Genomic DNA, 15551 nt, shown 5'->3' with positions numbered 1-15551 from the left:
CGACAGCGCAGCCACTGTGTATGTTGTAACGTTCCCCAATTCAATCCCGCCCCCGGTCGCCATTCGGCGGCTGTCGCATTTGCCGAGTTGTGGCGAATGACGGCTTTCGGCACGTGTTGCACCTATCCCGAACGACGAGGGATAGCGCGTATTGCGGCCGCGGCGCGTGGCGCATCGATGCCCGCGGGCGGCCGGCGCCCGCTGTCGAGCGCATGGCGTTCTCGCGCCGCGCCGCGGGATTCAATAGGGGCGACCATCTGGATCGATCCTCCCGGTCGCGTTAGTGTGACGGCCGAAAGTGACAACAAGACAAAGTTTCATGGCGCGCCTGCTCCTCGTTGAAGATGACTTGCCGTTGGGCAAGGGGGTGAAGGCCGCGCTGGAAGATGCCGGACACGCCGTCGATTGGGTCAGGAAGGGCGAGGAGGCGCTGCTCGCCTATCGCAGCGAAGCCTATGGTGTCGTCCTGCTGGACCTTGGCCTGCCCGATGTCTCGGGGCTCGAGCTGTTGCGGGGGCTGCGCAGCGAGAACCGGCTGGTCCCGGTCATCGTCATCACGGCGCAGGATCGCATTACCCAGCGTATCGCGGGGCTCGATGCCGGCGCGGATGACTATCTGGTCAAGCCGCTGGACATCGACGAGTTGGCTGCCCGCGTGCGTGCGCAGCTACGCCGCCGCGACGGACGCGGATCCGATCTCCTGGTTGCGCGGGAAGTCACGCTCGATCTGAGTGGCCGCACCGTTCGACTGCGCGATCAGCCGGTCGCGCTTACTGCCAAGGAATTTCGGATTGCCGCCTTGCTGATGCGGCGGGCGGGCCGCTTCGTCAGCAAGGCCGAACTCGAAGCGACGCTCTACGACCAGGATCAATATGTCGAGAGCAACACCGTGGAGGTTGCCATCTCCGCGCTGCGGCGCAAGCTGGACAAGGATTTCATCGTCACTGCCCGCGGCCTCGGCTACATGGTCGCAAAATGAAGGCGGCGATCGGCAAGTCGCTTACCGGCGCGCTGTACATCCGAACGCTGCTGCTGGTCGCGATAACCGGCCTGCTGATGGCCGGCGTGCTGTTTGCGATCGTGCGCGCCGACATCAACGACCGGGCCGACCAGCAACTGATCACCGCGACGCGCGTGCTGTATCTGCTGATGCGCGAGGAGTTCAGCGGCACCGATCTCGCGCCTCATACGCCACGCAACCTGCGCTATCAGCGCCTGCTGAGCGACGAAGATCTCAGCGCATTCCGGGCTTCGGCTGCCTGGCGCCAATTCGCGGTCTTTCATTTCGGCACCATGACGGTGCCGCCGACCCGGCGCGATATCGAAAGCGGCGTGACGCAGCAGCCCGGGTTCCGCACCTTCGGCGTCGGCGACGAGCAGTGGCGAAGCTATGGCCTGGAAATTCCGGAGCGAAAGCTGCTGATCGTGGTAGCCGAGCCGATGCAGGTCCGTGGCGGGTTGATCCTGCGCGTCGGCGAGCAGCTGGTTCTGCCGATCATGCTCCTGATCCTGGCCAGCGCGACGTTGCTGTGGCTGACGCTGCGCCGCGGGCTGTCGGCAGTGCAGCAGCTGAGCGCCATGCTCGGCAAGCGGTCCGCGACCGAGCTCGAACCGCTGCATCTGCATACCATGCCGAGCGACCTGGCCCCGATCGTCGCCGCTCTGAACGGACTGCTCGAACGGGTGCGAACCGCGGTCGGGCGCGAGCAGGCCTTTGCCGATCATGCCGCCCATCAACTGCGCACGCCGCTCGCCGCGCTCAAGGTGCGCATGCAGCTGCTGCTCCGTCGAGCCTCCCCCGGATCCGAGGATCATGACGCGCTTTCCGACCTGCTGGAAAGCGTCGATCGCGGCAGCGATACGATCACCCAGATGCTGCAACTCGCCCGGCTCGATGCGGCGACTCTGGCGCGCGAGCCCGTCGACCTGCGCGGGCTGGCGAGCGAAGTCATCGCCGATCGCGCGCTGTTCGCGGCGCGGGCCGGCGCCGATTTCTCGCTGAGCGCGCCCGACGTCGCGATCGCGTCGACCGATCCGACGCCGCTGCGCGTGGCACTCGCGGCGATCGTCGACAATGCGGTGGCGCATGCGGCAAGCGGCGGAACGATCGATGTCGAGATACGCCATTTCCGCAGGACGCTGGGGTTGGTGGTGAGTGATCGCGGCCCCGGCATCGCTCCCGAACGCCTGCCGGCCTTGATGGGGCGGGACGGCGACCCCCAGCCGGGCGTTTCCGGCGGGCTGGGCCTGGCGATCGCCCGGCGGGCCATGGCGGTGTTGGGCGGTGCGCTGCAATTGGAGAACCGAACCGACGGGCCGGGCTTGCGCGCGACGATGCTCTTGCCGGATTGATCCCCGGCATCAGCTTCGCATCAGCTTCGCGATCTATCGGCGGCGGATCTCTTGCCGTCCGAGGTGGCCTTGACCGAAACCATCCTGCCCGCGCCGCCGCCGGAACCGCTGTCCCGCAGGCGGCAGGCCGTCTATGTGCTGGCCGGCGCGGCCGTCCTGGCCATCGTCATTCTGCTGGCTTCGCTGCTGTATCGGCGGGATCCGGATCCGGCGGAAACCCATGGCGAGCCCGGCATATTCCAGGCGACTCCCGATCAGTATGCCGCCATGGAAATCCGCACGGTAGGGACGTCGGCACCGGGCTCCACGATCCGCGCGACCGGCGTGATCTCGGTCGACGGGGACCGTTCCACCCCGGTGCTGCCGCCGCTTACCGGTCAGGTCACTCGCATATTCGTCGAGGCGGGGCAGCGGGTCGTGCGTGGCCAGCCGCTTTTCGAGATCCGATCGACCGAACGGATCCAGGGCGCCAATGGCCTGGTCGCGGCCGCCGCCCAGCGCGAGACGGCGCGTGCCCAGCTCGGCATCGCGCGGGAAAATGCGCAGCGGCAGGACCTGATCTACCGAAATGGTGGCGGCGCGCTGCGCGACCATGAGCAGGCGCAGAGCGAGCTGGTCGCCGCGCAGGCGACGATGCGTGCGGCCGATGCCGCCTATACTGCGGCGCGCAACCAGATCGCGGTCCAGGGCGGGACGTCGGGCGACATCGCCCGCATCGCGCGCGGTGGCTTGGCCGGCAATGCCATTGTGCGTGCCCCGATCGGCGGCGTCGTCGCCAGCCGTTCCGTCAGCGCCGGGCAGTATCTCGGCGCGGCATCGGACGGGCCGGCACTCGTGATCACCGATCCGGCCACCGTATGGCTGGTGGCGCAGGTGACCGAAAGCGATGCCGGACGGGTTCATGTCGGCGATCGGCTGACGGTGACGACGCCGGCAGCGCCTGGCCGAAGCTTCACCGCGCAGGTGCGGATGGTCGGATCGGCGCTCGATCCGAGCACGCATCGCCTGCCGGTGCGCGCCGTCATCCCCAATCCGGACGGTGTGCTGAAGCCCCAGATGTTCGCGAGCTTCGCGATCGCCGCGCCGGCCGGGGCGGTGCCGAGCACCGGGCTCAGCGTTCCCGCGGAAGCAGTGATCCGCGAGGGCGACAGCGCCCGCGTCTGGGTCGCGCAGGCCGGCCGCCGCCTCGTCGCGCGTAGCGTCACCGTGGCGGAAGGTCCGGGCGACGGCACGATCCGGATCATCGGCGGCCTTCGTCCCGGCGAGCGGATCGTGACGCGGGGGGCGATCTTCGTCAACGAAGCCGGCATTCCGGGCTGATCGCGATGAACCGGTTCGTCGCCTTCGCGCTGCACCAGCGCGTGCTGATCGTCCTGATGCTGGTGGCGATGGTCGTCGCCGGCGGTTTCGCCTTCCTGCGGCTCAACATCGAGGCCTATCCGGACCCGGTGCCGCCCGCGGTGGAGATCGTCACCCAGAATACCGGCATCTCCGCCGAGGAGATCGAGCGCAGCATCACCATTCCGATCGAAGTGGGAATGGCAGGCATCCCGCACATTACCTCGGTGCGCACGATCTCGCTGTTCGGCCTGTCCGACGTGAAGATCCAGTTCAGCTACGACTATACGTTCGAACAGGCCCAGCAGCAGGTGATCAACCGGCTGAGCCAGATCGACGGGCTGCCGCCGGGCGTGCAGCCCGGCATTTCGCCGGTGAGCCCGATCGGCGAAGTCTATCGATACCGCGTCGTCGGGCCGCCGGGCTATTCGGTGATGGACCTGAAGACGATCCAGGACTGGATCGTCGAGCGCCGGATCAAGGCGGTGCCGGGTGTAATCGACGTGACCGGCTGGGGCGGCAAGACGCGCACCTATGAAGTGGTGATCGACAACGAGAAGCTGGTCGCCGAAGGCGTCACCGTCGCCAACGTGATCGATGCGCTCGGCAAGAGCAACGCCAATGTCGGCGGCCAGACGGTCAAGTTCGGTCCGCAGAACGCGATCGTGCGCGGTGTCGCGCTGATCCACTCGGTCTCCGACATGAACGGCGTGCTGGTCGGCACGCGGGGCGGTGCGCCGATCAAGCTCGGTGACGTGGCGACCGTGAAGGTCGGCAACCAGCCGCGGCTCGGCATCGCCGGGCAGGATGGCGACGACGATATCGTCCAGGGCACCGTGCTGATGTATCGCGGCGCGCAATCCAGCCCGACGATCACGGCGGTGGAAAATGCGATCCAGGACATCAATTCCTCCGGGATCCTGCCGCCCGGCGTCAAGCTGGAGCGTATCTACGACCGGTCGGGCCTGATCGCACTGACCACCCGCACCGTCATCCACAACATGATCGAGGGCATCCTCCTCATCTTCTTCCTCCAGTGGCTGTTCCTGGGAAATCTGCGATCGGCGCTGATCGTCGCGGCGACGATCCCGTTCGCCTTGTGCTTCGCTGTGTTGATCCTGACCCTGCAGGGGGAATCCGCGAACCTGCTTTCGGTCGGCGCGCTCGATTTCGGGCTGATCGTCGATGCGACGGTGATCATGGTGGAGAATATCTATCGCCATCTGGTCGCGCGAAGCCATGCGGTGGAGCACGGTGCGGGCCACTACACGCCCGGCAGCCGGCTCTCGACGATTCTCAGTGCCGCCAGCGAGGTCAATCGCGGCATCTTCTTCGCAGCGGCGATCATCATCGCCAGCTTCATTCCGCTGTTCACCCTGTCCGGCGTCGAAGGGCATATCTTCGGCCCGATGGCCAAGACCTACGCCTATGCCATCGCCGGCGGGCTGATCGCGACCTTCACGGTCTCTCCGGTGCTTGCGGCACTGCTGCTGCCCGATCGGTTGAGCGAAGTGGAGACCTGGATCGTCCGCAAGCTGCGCGCGGTCTACCAACCCGCCGTCCGCTTCGCGATCGCCAATCGCCTGCTCACCCTGGGCAGCGGCGCGGCGCTGCTGATGTCGGCCTGCCTCGCGACCTGGACGCTCGGCGTCGAATTCCTCCCCAAGCTGGAGGAGGGCAACATGTGGATCCGCGCGACCATGCCCGCTTCGGTCTCGCTCGAGGAGGGGCAAAGGGTGGTCAACGAGGCACGGCGGATCATCCGCGCCTATCCCGAGGTGGAAACCGTCGTCTCGCAGCACGGCCGCCCCGATGACGGCACGGACGCGACCGGCTTCTTCAACGCGGAGTTCTTCACGCCGCTCAAGCCCAGCAACCAATGGCCGGCCGGGATGACCAAGGCGAAGCTGACCGCCGACATGCAGAAGAAACTCGCCGACCGCTTCCCGGGAGTCGAATTCGCCTTCTCCCAATATATCCAGGACAATGTCGAGGAGGCCGCCTCGGGCGTGAAGGGCGCCAATTCGATCAAGCTGTTCGGCCCCGATCTCGAAACGCTGGAGAAGACCGGCAAGCAGATCGAAGCGGTGATGGCGAAGGTGCCCGGCATCACCGACCTCGGCATGTTCGAGCTGCTCGGCCAGCCGACCGTGCAGGTCGTCCCCGATCGCGACAGGGCAGCGCGCTATGGTCTGACGCCGGAGGATATCAACCGGGTGGTGCGCGCGGCGATCGGCGGCGAGGAGGCCGGCGACCTGTATGAACGCAGCACCGACCGGCATTTTCCCATCGTCGTGCGCCTGCAGCCCGGGCAGCGCGACGGCGTGGACAGCATCCGCCGGATCACCGTCGGAGCCCCTGGCGAGAATGGCGCGATCGTGCAGGTGCCGCTTTCCGAGGTCGCCGAGGTCAAGCTGACCACCGGGCCGTCCTTCGTCTATCGCGAGCATCAGGAACGCTATGTTCCGATCAAGTTCGCGGTGCGTGGCCGCGATCTGGGCGGGGCGGTGAGTGACGCGCAAAGGGCGGTGGCGGAGCAGGTGAAGCTGCCGCCGGGCTATCACCTGGAATGGGCGGGCGAACTCGGCAATCTGGAGAATGCGGTATCGCGGCTGCAGGTCGTCATTCCGATCAGCCTCGGGCTGATCCTGTTGCTCCTGTTCCTCAACTTCGGTTCGGCGCGCGACATGCTGCTCGCGGCCTCGGTGATGCCGATGGCATTGATCGGGGGCGTGCTCGCGCTGGTGCTCACCGGCACGTCGTTCAGCATCTCCGCTGCGATCGGTTTCGTCGCATTGCTCGGCATCTCGGTGATGGACGGCATCATCGTCCTGTCAGCCTTCAACCAGGCGATCGACGAAGGCATGGCGCGTGCCAGGGCATTGGCTCAGGCCTGCAGCCAGAGCCTGAGGCCAGTCGTCATGACCTGCCTCGTTGCCGCGATCGGGCTGGTGCCCGCCGCATTCTCCAGCGGCATCGGCAGCCAGGTGCAGAAGCCGCTCGCCATCGTGGTGGTCGGCGGAATGATGCTGGCGCCGCTGCTGATCCTGCTCGTCCTGCCCGTGCTGATCGATCTCTTCTCGCGGCACGAGCCGGTTCTGGTCGCGAAAGAGGGGGCGATATCGTGAAGCGCGCGCTCGTCCTGCTTGGCATGGCCCTGCTCTCGGGGTGCACCGTCGGTCCGGATTTCGCGCCGCCCGCGGCACCTTCGAGCAAGGGCTACACGCCGGATCCGCCGCCCACCGCAATTCCCGCCACGGCCGGCCTGCCGGGTGAAACGCTGGTAGCCGGGGCGGCGCTGCCGGCGCGCTGGTGGACCCAGTTCGGCAATGTGGGGCTGGACCGCCTGGTCGACATGGCGCTGGCGGCGAACACCGATATTGCCGTTGCCGACGCAAATCTGCGCCAGGCACGCGCCCAGGCGGCGACGGTGGCGGGCAGCCGCCTGCCCCAGGCCGATGTCGAGTATCAGGCGTCGCGCGTTCGCGCATCCCGCGCCTTGTCCGATCCGCTCTCGGACCCTGGCATCTTCCTCTACAGCCTGCACACCGCGACGCTGAACATCGCCTATCCGCTCGATCTGTTCGGCGGGACACGGCGGCGGGTCGAATCCGCGAGGGCCAGCGCCGAGGCGGCGGCCTTTCGGCTCGAAGCCGCCAAGGCGGCGGTGGCCGCCAACACGGTGGTGGCGGCAATCGAGGAAGCCGCGCTCCGCCGGAAGATCGCCGCGACCGAGGCAAGCATAAAGGCCAGTCGCAATGTGCTTGCGCTGCTGCGCGTCCAGTTCGATGCCGGGGCGATCGGCAAGGCCGATATCGCGGCGCAGGTCGCGGTGCTGGCCCAGGCCGAGGGAAGCCTGCCCGCCCTCGTCAAGGCGCGGGGGCATCAGCAATCGGCCTTGTCGATCCTGCTCGGGCGCGATCCCGGCGAGCCGTTGCCCGCGACGATCGAGCTCGACCAGCTGGCGTTGCCCGCGACGCTGCCGGTCTCGCTGCCATCCACTCTGGTCCGCCAGCGTCCCGATGTCCGCGCAGCGGAGGCGTCGCTTCACGCGGCGAGCGCGGATGTGGGCGCCGCGATCGCCGCGCGGCTTCCGTCGATCACGCTCAGCGCCTCGGCCGGCGGCCAGGCTGTGCGCTTCGGCGACATGTTCCGGGACGGCAATCCCTTCTGGTCGCTGATCGGCGGCATCACCCAGCCGCTCTTTCACGGTGGCGCGCTGCGCAACCAGCAAAGAGCGGCGGAGGCGGCGCTGGATGGCGCCAAGGCGCAATATCGCGCCGCGGTTCTCGGCGCGTTCGGCGATGTCGCCGATGCATTGACCGCTCTCGATGCCGATGCCGCGGCGCTGGCCGCCGCGGAGAGGGCCGATGCCGCGGCAGCGGAGAATCTCGGCTATCTCGATTACCAGCTGCGGCTCGGCCAGGTCGGATCGCTGGCGCTTCTCAATGCGACTGCGACCAGGGTCCAGACCGCCACTGCACTGGTCGATGCCCGCGCGGCGCGGTTCAGCGACGTGGCCGCCCTCTACCTCGCGCTCGGCGGAAGCGCCGAGCCGGGGCGATAGAAGGATTGTCGAATGGGTGGGGTGATCGGAGCGGTAAGCGGAAAGTTCGTGCTGCTGGCGACGGGACTGCTGGTCTCCGCCTCGATCGAAAGACAACCGCTGCGCGCACGGATCGATCCGGGTTCCGAAGCCTCGGTCGTAAGCCAGCGCGCCGCGGACCGGATCGACAAGGACGGCAGACCCCATCCGCCCGGTAGCGTGCTCCAGCGCAGCCGTCCGATGCTGATCGCCCTGTCGGCAGGCACATTTCCCGTCGATGCGCTCCCGGTCGCGCGCGCGCCGCTGGAGTCGGACGTCGATTTCGTCATCGGGCGCGATATTCTCGGAAGCCATGTCTTCGCGCTGAATTTCCGCAGCCGGCAGCTCAGAATGGTGCTGCCCTATGAATATGGCAACGCGACACGTCGTCTGGTTCGAGTCGATTTGACGCCGGCTCCGGATGGAAGCTGGAATTTCCCGGCCAGCATCGACGGGAAGCCGGTTTCAGCGGCATTGTATCTGTCCGGTCCGGATCGTGCGGCGACCGCATCGGCAAGCGGCGCCGCGCTGCTCACGCTTGCCTCGGGAGCTGCCACGCTTTCGGTGCCCAATGCCGCTCGTGAGGCCTTGCCGGATGCAAGGCGCAGGATCGTCCTGAATCTCGGCGCCTTCGAAGGGCGCTATATCGTCATCGACCTGCCCCATCGTCTCTTGTGGATCGATCCGAGAGCCCGAGCCTGAGGGGCCGCGATTCGCATGCAGGCGAATTTTCCGGCGCCGGCCGGTGTGGGCTTGCCCCGCCCGTCGCGCACGGGCGCGTGCGCGAAGTGATTCGCGGATGCCGCCCGGCTCTTGGCAGTGGCGCGCAAAGGGCCTAGGGATTCGAACCATGCCCAGCTGGCAGACGAACCCTTCCGTCTTCGCCGTCGCCTAGGAAATTCGATGCGAGGCGCGCCTCTCGATCTCACCGGAAAAAAGCCCCGCTCGCGCAAGCCCCGGCCGCGTTCGCTGCGCCTGCACGGCACCGTCGCCCGGACGCTCGGCGTCCGCATCGTCTCCGGCGAGATCGCGCCCGGCGAAATTCTCGACGGGGAGATTGCCGCGAGCGAGCAGTTCAAGGTCTCCCGCACCGCCTATCGCGAGGCGATCCGCATCCTGGCGGCCAAGGGTCTCGTCCATTCTCGCCCGAAGATCGGCACCCAGGTAAGCCCGCGTCGCGAGTGGCATCTGCTGGATCCGGACGTGCTCAGCTGGATCTTCGCCGGCGCGCCCGACGATGCCCTGATCGAGAGCCTGTTCGAGCTGCGCCGCATCGTCGAGCCCGACGCCGCCCGTCTCGCCGCGCTCCGCCGCACGCCGGAGCAGCTGGCCCGCATGCAGGAAGGGCTTGCGGGGGTCGATCGTCACGGCTTCGATTCCGAGGAGGGCCGATGCTGCGACGAGGCATTCCATTCCGCCTTGCTCGAGGCCTCGGGCAATGATTTCATCATGTCGCTGACCAGCGGTGTCGCCGCGGCTATCGAGTTGACCACGGCGTTCAAGCAGCGGCATCTGCCGGCTCCGCACGATGCGCTGCCGGTCCATCTTGCGGTGCTCGAAGCGATCGAGGCGCAGGATGCCGAGCGCGCGCACGATGCGATGGCGCGGCTGGTCGAGCGCGGTTTCCAGGATACGATGGAAGCGCGCAAGCCCGTGAACAGCGTCGGCGGCCGCCGTATCGCGCACTGAGTACAGTTCCGATCGCTCCGTTCCGCAACTTCGCAGGCGCGCCCGATTGCTTTTTGCCATGGCGCTGCCTAAGTCCCGCACGAGCGATGTTACCGCTAACTTATATCGGGCAGACAGGAGAGCAGGCATGGCGCTGACCGGCGAATTGTTCATTGCATCGAAGCGGGTCCGCCGCGACGGACCGGGCTTCCAGGCGGTCGCCGCCTCGACCGGTACGCCGCTGGAGCCGAGCTTCAGCATGGCGACGCGCGACGATGTCGAAGCCGCCGCCGCGGCTGCCGAAGCTGCCTTCCCCGTCTATGCCAATCTGCCGCGCGACAAGCGTGCCGCATTCCTAGAGGCGATCGCCGACGAGATCGACGCGCTGGGCGAGACGCTCACCGAGCGTGCGATGCAGGAAAGCGGCTTGCCGCATGCGCGCCTCACCGGCGAGCGTGGCCGCACCTCGGGCCAGCTGCGCCTGTTCGCCAGGGAATTGCGCCTGGGCGAATATCTCCGTGCCCGGATCGATCATGCGCTCCCCGATCGCCAGCCCGTTCCCAAGCCGGACCTGCGGCTCCGCATGATTCCACTCGGTCCCGTCGCCGTCTTCGGCGCTTCCAATTTCCCGCTCGCCTTTTCGGTCGCTGGCGGCGACACCGCCTCGGCGCTTGCCGCGGGCTGCCCGGTGATCGTCAAGGGGCATTCGGCGCATCCCGGCACGTCGGAGCTGGTAGCGGGCGCGATTGCCCGCGCCGTCGAGAAGACGGGCATGCCCGCGGGCGTGTTCTCGCTGATCAACGGCGCCGGCAACGAAGTCGGCTCGGCGCTCGTTTCCGATCCGCGCATCAAGGCAGTCGGCTTCACCGGTTCGCGCGGTGGCGGCACGGCGCTGATGAAGCTCGCCGCGAGCCGCCCGGTTCCGATCCCGGTCTATGCCGAGATGAGCAGCATCAACCCGGTGTTCCTGCTGCCGCACGCGCTCGAAGCGCGCGCCGAGGCGCTGGGCAAGGCGTATATCGCCAGCCTGACCATGGGCGCCGGCCAGTTCTGCACCAATCCCGGTCTCGTCCTCGCGCTCGATAGTCCGGCGCTCGAGCGCTTCCTGGCGGCGGCGGCCGAAGCCGTGGCGGGCGTGGCCGCGCAGACCATGCTCACCCCCGGCATCCTCAAGGCCTATGAAACCGGCGTCGCCCGCTGGGCTTCGGCGCCCGGGCTCACTCGGTTGGCCCAGGGCCAGGAGGGCTCGGCCAGCTGCGGCCGCGCCGCGCTGTTCACCATGACCGGCGCGGACTTCATCGCCGATCCCAGCCATGCCGAGGAAGTCTTCGGCGCCGCCTCGCTGCTGGTGCGCTGCGCCGATCTGGAGGAGCTGCTCGGAGTCGTCGCGCTGCTCGAGGGCCAGCTCACCGCGACGCTGCATCTCGACGATGGCGATACCGACATGGCGGCCAGCCTGCTGCCGATCCTCGAGCGGCTCGCCGGCCGCATCCTCGCCAATGGCTGGCCGACCGGCGTGGAAGTCACCGATGCGCAGGTGCATGGCGGCCCCTTCCCGTCGACCGCCGATGGGCGCAGCACTTCGGTCGGCACGCTGGCGATCGACCGTTTCCTGCGCCCCGTCGCCTATCAGGACCTGCCGGCGGCGCTGCTGCCCGCGGAGCTGCGCGACGGCGATGCGGGGATTCCGCGCCGCATCGACGGCAAGCCGGTACTTTGATGCGCCTTGGCTGATCCAGGGGTGGGCCGGCGCGTCGGCCGGCAATAGTCGTCGGGTCGCTCACCCCCCGGATTCTTCGGCGATTATCCCGCTCGGGCAAATATTCCTCGCATCCTCCCTGCCATCCTACTCGGCACTTATCCCTTTCAGGCCAGGATGGTTCAATGACTGTCATCCCCGTGCAGGCGGGGACCCAGGGTTTCTGTGCTGTATCGCCCGTGACTCTGGGTCCCCGCCTGCGCGGGGATGACGAAAGCGGGGTATTTGTCTCAAGGGGATGGGCCCGATTCTTCTGGGGTCTTCCAGGCGGAGCGGAAATGACACGCGCCTCTCCCCCGATAGGGGAGGGGATCAGAAGCCGAAAGCCGCTTCCGCGTCGTCCGCGGTCCGGAAGCGGAAGAGGATGTCGTGGCGATAGACCTGGCCAGGATCCAGTCGTGCGGAGGGGAAGCCCGGCTGGTTCGGGCTGTTCGGGAACTTCTGGGGCTCCAGGCACAGCCCGCCGCGCGCCGCGTAGACGCGCCCGCTCGTTCCCGGCGCGCCACCGGCGAGATGGTTGCCCGAATAGAATTGCAGCCCCGGCTCGCTCGAATGGAGATCGAGCACGCGGCCCGAGACCGGATCGAACAGTGTCGCCACCGGGCGGTTTCGTCCGCTCGCCGCGTCGATCACGAAATTATGGTCATAGCCATGGCCGCGCCGCAGTTGCTCGTCGTTGCCGTCGATCGCATCGCCGATTCGCCTGGCCGTGCGGAAGTCGAAGGGAGTGCCGGCAACTTCGGCAAGCGCCCCGGTCGGGATCAGCCCGGCATCGACCGAGGTGATGCGGCTGGCGGGGATGCGCAGCAGATGATCGAGGATCGTCGCCCCGCTCGCTTCCCCGGCCAGGTTGAAATAGGCGTGATGGGTGAGGTTCACGACCGTCGGTGCATCGGTGGTCGCGGTCAGCCGGATTGCGAGCCCGTCCGCTTCGATCGTGTAGCGCGCCTCGACCGTCAATGTGCCTGGAAAGCCGTTATGTCCTGCGGGGCTGATGTGGCGGAAGCTGACCGTGTCGTCCGATCGCGCCACCAGCTTCCAGAATTGCTGGTCGAGGCCGCCCGGCCCCGAATGGAGGCTGTTCGGCCCGTCATTCGCCACGATCCGATGCTCGATGCCGTCGAGGGTGAAGCGCGCGCCGCCGATCCGGTTGGCGTAGCGCCCGGTGACTGTGCCATGAAAGCGCGGCGGCCCGCGATAGTCGTCGAGATTCGCGAAGCCGAGCACCACGTTCGCAGGCCTTCCATGGCGATCCGGCACTTCCAGCACCCGCAATGCCGCGCCGAGCGTAATCAGCTCGGCGCGATACGGGCCGCGGGCGATCGCGACCGTCTCGATCGGATCGTCCGTTCCGCCCGTCATTTGGTGCCGGGGCAGATCGAGTTGGCGGGATCGGACACGATCCGCGCATCGGACAGGCTGAACATCAGCGGGCCCGCGGCACGGATCACGACCGGCGCCGAGACGGCGTTCATGTCGGTCCCATTGGCCTGGTAGCATTTGAGCAGGATCTTCACCGTGCGCCACTTGCCGGTCTCGCCGGTGAACAGACTGGTTGCGTCGATGCCCTTGCCCTCGCCCATGGCGAGAGTCACCGTGCCCATGGCCGCACGATCGAGGCGATAGGTGAGGGCGAGCGACAAGTCGCCATTGGCCTCCCGCCCCAGGTTGATCGGCTTGCCGCCGATGCGAAGCGCCGCAGGGCCCTCGGGCCAGGACAGTTGCTGTGCGCCTTCCTGCGTCTGCGGCCCGTCGATCGGCGCGCGGGCAATCTTCGAGTCCGTGGCGAACGAGAAGGGCGCGGGCGTCACGCCCTTGGCGAAATAGATGCTGGTGTTGAGCGCCGAGGCATCGAAGCCGGCGACTTCGTCGAGCGTGCCGACCTTGCCGGGCTTGCCATAGCTGAGGCCGTAGCCGAGCGCGAATTGCGGATCATAGCCCGGCTTGCCCTTGTTGAGCGTGAACTGACCGGCGGTCTTGGGCCAGCTGAACGAGAGCGTGCCGTGAAAGTCCCGGCGCGGCTTGCCCGCCTTGTCGCCGATGATCACGTCGGCCAAGCCGGCACCTTCGCTGCCCGGCAGCCAGGCGGCGACGAACGCGTCGGACGCGTTGATCTCGGGGTTCACCCAGAGCGGCCGGCCCGAGAGGAACACCGAGACGGTGGGCACGCCCGCTGCCTTCAGCTTTCTGAGCAAGGCCAGCGCCTGTTTGTCACCCGGCTGGAATTCGAGCGTGGGGATGTCGCCGCGCATCTCGGCATAGGGCTGCTCGCCGAACACGACGATCGCGACGTCGGGCCTGGCGGTGAAGCTGCCGTCGGGCGAGAGCGTCGCGGTGCCGCCGCCGGCCTGCACGGCCTGGGCGATGCCGGAGAAGATCGTCTGGCCGTTGGGGAACATGGAATTGTCGTTGCCGTCGCCCTGCCAGCTCAGCGTCCAGCCGCCGGTCTGTAGCGGCATCGAATCGGCGCCCGGCCCGGCGACCAGCACGTTGGCGGAGGCCTTCACCGGCAGCACGCCCTGGTTCTTGAGCAGCACCAATGACTTGGCCACGGCCTCGCGCGCGATCGCGCGATGCTCGGGGCTGCCCAGCACGTCGGCCTTGCCTTCGATCGGGCGGGCGGGATCGAACAGGCCGAGCTTCGCCTTCACGCGCAGGATGCGGCGTACGGCGTCGTCGATCCGGGGCATCGGGATGGTGCCGTCCCTGGCGTGGCGGACGGTGCTCTCGAACAGGCCCTTCCAGCTGTCCGGCGCCATCGCCATGTCGAGCCCGGCGTTGAAGGTGGCGGCGCAATCTTCCTTGGTGCAGCCCGGCACCTGGCCATGGCCGTTCCAATCGCCGACGACGAAGCCCTGAAAGCCCATCCTGCCCTTGAGCACATCGGTGAGCAGCGACTTGTTGCCGTGCATCTTGACGCCGTTCCAGCTCGAATAGCTGGCCATTACGGTGAGCGCGCCGGCCTGGATCGCGGGGACATAGCCCTGGGCGTGAGTCGCGATCAGCTCGTCCTCACTGACCCGGGTATCGCCCTGGTCGACGCCTTCGAACGTGCCGCCATCGCCCAGGAAATGCTTGGCCGATGCGGCGACATAGCCCTGCTGGATCCGGTTCCTCGTGCCCGGCTCGCCCTGCAGCCCGCGGATCATCGCGCCGGCATAGGAACGGACCACCGCCGGGTCCTCCGAATAGCCTTCATAGCTGCGGCCCCAGCGATCGTCCTGGGGCACGGCGAGGGTGGGGCCGAACGCCCAGTCGGGGCCGGTCGCGGCGGTCTCGATGGCGGTCGCCCTGCCGATGCGCTGGATCAGTGCGGGATCGTGCATCGCGCCCAAGCCGATATTGTGCGGGAAGATCGTCGCGCCGATCACGTTGTTGTTGCCGTGCACCGCGTCGATGCCGAAGAGCAGCGGGATCGGCTGATGCTTGCCGCGCGGCTCCATGGCCACTGCGCGGAAGGCGTTGGCGGTCTCGACCCAGGGTGCCTGGGGCGAGCGGTCCGGCGCGCCGAGCGGCGGCGAGCTTCCGCCCGCCAGGATCGAGCCCACCGGATATCGGCGCAGCTCCTCGGGCTTCATCGCGCCGATGTCCGCCTGGATCATCTGGCCGACTTTCTCCTCCAGCGTCATCCGCGCCATCAGATCGGTGACGAACTTCTCGGTCGCGGGATCGACCAGGCCCTGCGAGCCGGCGGCCGGCCATTTGCCGGGATGCGCCGTGCCTGCCTCCGACAGCGCTGTCGGCGCGTGCTGCGCAAAAGCCGGCGATGCGGCCCAGATGATGGTGGTCGACAGCAGAAGCTTCAGGCCAGGCCGCATTTCACTCTCCTCTTTTTATATTCTGGTAGCG

Annotated in this window: 10 protein-coding genes; 8 read left to right on the top strand and 2 right to left on the bottom strand. The window is 67.7% G+C overall.

All coding sequences use genetic code 11. The features are described 5' to 3' along the window. Nucleotides 1–319: 319 nt before the first annotated feature. From FFS08_RS10655 to FFS08_RS10620, 8 genes are all read left to right on the top strand, one after another. Nucleotides 320–979 carry a response regulator transcription factor gene (locus FFS08_RS10655; RefSeq protein WP_137861692.1) on the top strand — a complete coding sequence of 220 codons (660 nt, stop codon included), beginning with the start codon at nucleotides 320–322 and terminating at the stop codon, nucleotides 977–979. Next, a complete protein-coding gene (locus tag FFS08_RS10650; protein ID WP_137861691.1) occupies nucleotides 976–2352 on the top strand; it encodes a sensor histidine kinase in 1377 nt (458 codons plus the stop codon). Before FFS08_RS10655 ends, FFS08_RS10650 begins: the two co-directional genes overlap by 4 nt. Nucleotides 2353–2415: 63 nt before the next feature. After that, nucleotides 2416–3672 (top strand): efflux RND transporter periplasmic adaptor subunit, encoded by a 1257-nt coding sequence (locus tag FFS08_RS10645; protein WP_502702020.1) that lies wholly within the window; start codon nucleotides 2416–2418, stop codon nucleotides 3670–3672. A 5-nt stretch (nucleotides 3673–3677) separates the two neighbouring features. Next, the gene (locus FFS08_RS10640) at nucleotides 3678–6818 is read left to right on the top strand and encodes an efflux RND transporter permease subunit (RefSeq protein WP_137861689.1); all 3141 of its coding nucleotides are present in this window, start codon (nucleotides 3678–3680) and stop codon (nucleotides 6816–6818) included. Further along, nucleotides 6815–8257 (top strand): efflux transporter outer membrane subunit, encoded by a 1443-nt coding sequence (locus FFS08_RS10635; RefSeq protein WP_249340991.1) that lies wholly within the window; start codon nucleotides 6815–6817, stop codon nucleotides 8255–8257. Before FFS08_RS10640 ends, FFS08_RS10635 begins: the two co-directional genes overlap by 4 nt. Nucleotides 8258–8476: 219 nt before the next feature. Continuing rightward, complete coding sequence (locus FFS08_RS10630; protein WP_137861688.1) at nucleotides 8477–8977, top strand: hypothetical protein; 501 nt, start codon at nucleotides 8477–8479, stop codon at nucleotides 8975–8977. 201 nt (nucleotides 8978–9178) lie between these two features. Then, nucleotides 9179–9964: a FadR/GntR family transcriptional regulator gene (locus FFS08_RS10625; RefSeq protein WP_137861687.1), complete on the top strand. Its 786-nt coding sequence runs from the start codon at nucleotides 9179–9181 to the stop codon at nucleotides 9962–9964. Between the two features lie 127 nt (nucleotides 9965–10091). Then, entirely contained in the window at nucleotides 10092–11663 is a 1572-nt protein-coding gene (locus tag FFS08_RS10620; RefSeq protein ID WP_137861686.1) for an aldehyde dehydrogenase (NADP(+)), read from the top strand. 351 nt (nucleotides 11664–12014) lie between these two features. On the opposite strand, the gene FFS08_RS10615 is transcribed toward FFS08_RS10620, so the two are convergent. Further along, nucleotides 12015–13064 carry an aldose epimerase family protein gene (locus FFS08_RS10615; protein ID WP_137861685.1) on the bottom strand — a complete coding sequence of 350 codons (1050 nt, stop codon included), beginning with the start codon at nucleotides 13062–13064 and terminating at the stop codon, nucleotides 12015–12017. Further along, complete coding sequence (locus tag FFS08_RS10610; RefSeq protein ID WP_137861684.1) at nucleotides 13061–15520, bottom strand: glycoside hydrolase family 3 protein; 2460 nt, start codon at nucleotides 15518–15520, stop codon at nucleotides 13061–13063. The genes FFS08_RS10615 and FFS08_RS10610 overlap by 4 nt, the downstream gene beginning before the upstream one ends. Nucleotides 15521–15551: the final 31 nt, after the last annotated feature.

Origin of the sequence: Sphingomonas sp. 1F27F7B, assembly GCF_005503355.1 — a bacterium.
Classification (GTDB): Bacteria; Pseudomonadota; Alphaproteobacteria; order Sphingomonadales; family Sphingomonadaceae; genus Sphingomonas.
The sequence above is the reverse complement of the archived record's forward strand: the minus strand, read 5'-3'. Positions and strand labels throughout refer to the sequence as shown.

Bases quoted from the DNA above. Each gene is read 5' to 3' on its own strand.
- FFS08_RS10650 (WP_137861691.1), top strand. From the start codon at position 976: ATGAAGGCGGCGATCGGCAAGTCGCTTACCGGCGCGCTGTACATCCGA.
- FFS08_RS10620 (WP_137861686.1), top strand. From the start codon at position 10,092: ATGGCGCTGACCGGCGAATTGTTCATTGCATCGAAGCGGGTCCGCCGC.
- FFS08_RS10655 (WP_137861692.1), top strand. From the start codon at position 320: ATGGCGCGCCTGCTCCTCGTTGAAGATGACTTGCCGTTGGGCAAGGGG.
- FFS08_RS10625 (WP_137861687.1), top strand. From the start codon at position 9,179: ATGCGAGGCGCGCCTCTCGATCTCACCGGAAAAAAGCCCCGCTCGCGC.
- FFS08_RS10630 (WP_137861688.1), top strand. From the start codon at position 8,477: ATGCTGATCGCCCTGTCGGCAGGCACATTTCCCGTCGATGCGCTCCCG.
- FFS08_RS10610 (WP_137861684.1), bottom strand. From the start codon at position 15,520: ATGCGGCCTGGCCTGAAGCTTCTGCTGTCGACCACCATCATCTGGGCC.
- FFS08_RS10640 (WP_137861689.1), top strand. From the start codon at position 3,678: ATGAACCGGTTCGTCGCCTTCGCGCTGCACCAGCGCGTGCTGATCGTC.
- FFS08_RS10615 (WP_137861685.1), bottom strand. From the start codon at position 13,064: ATGACGGGCGGAACGGACGATCCGATCGAGACGGTCGCGATCGCCCGC.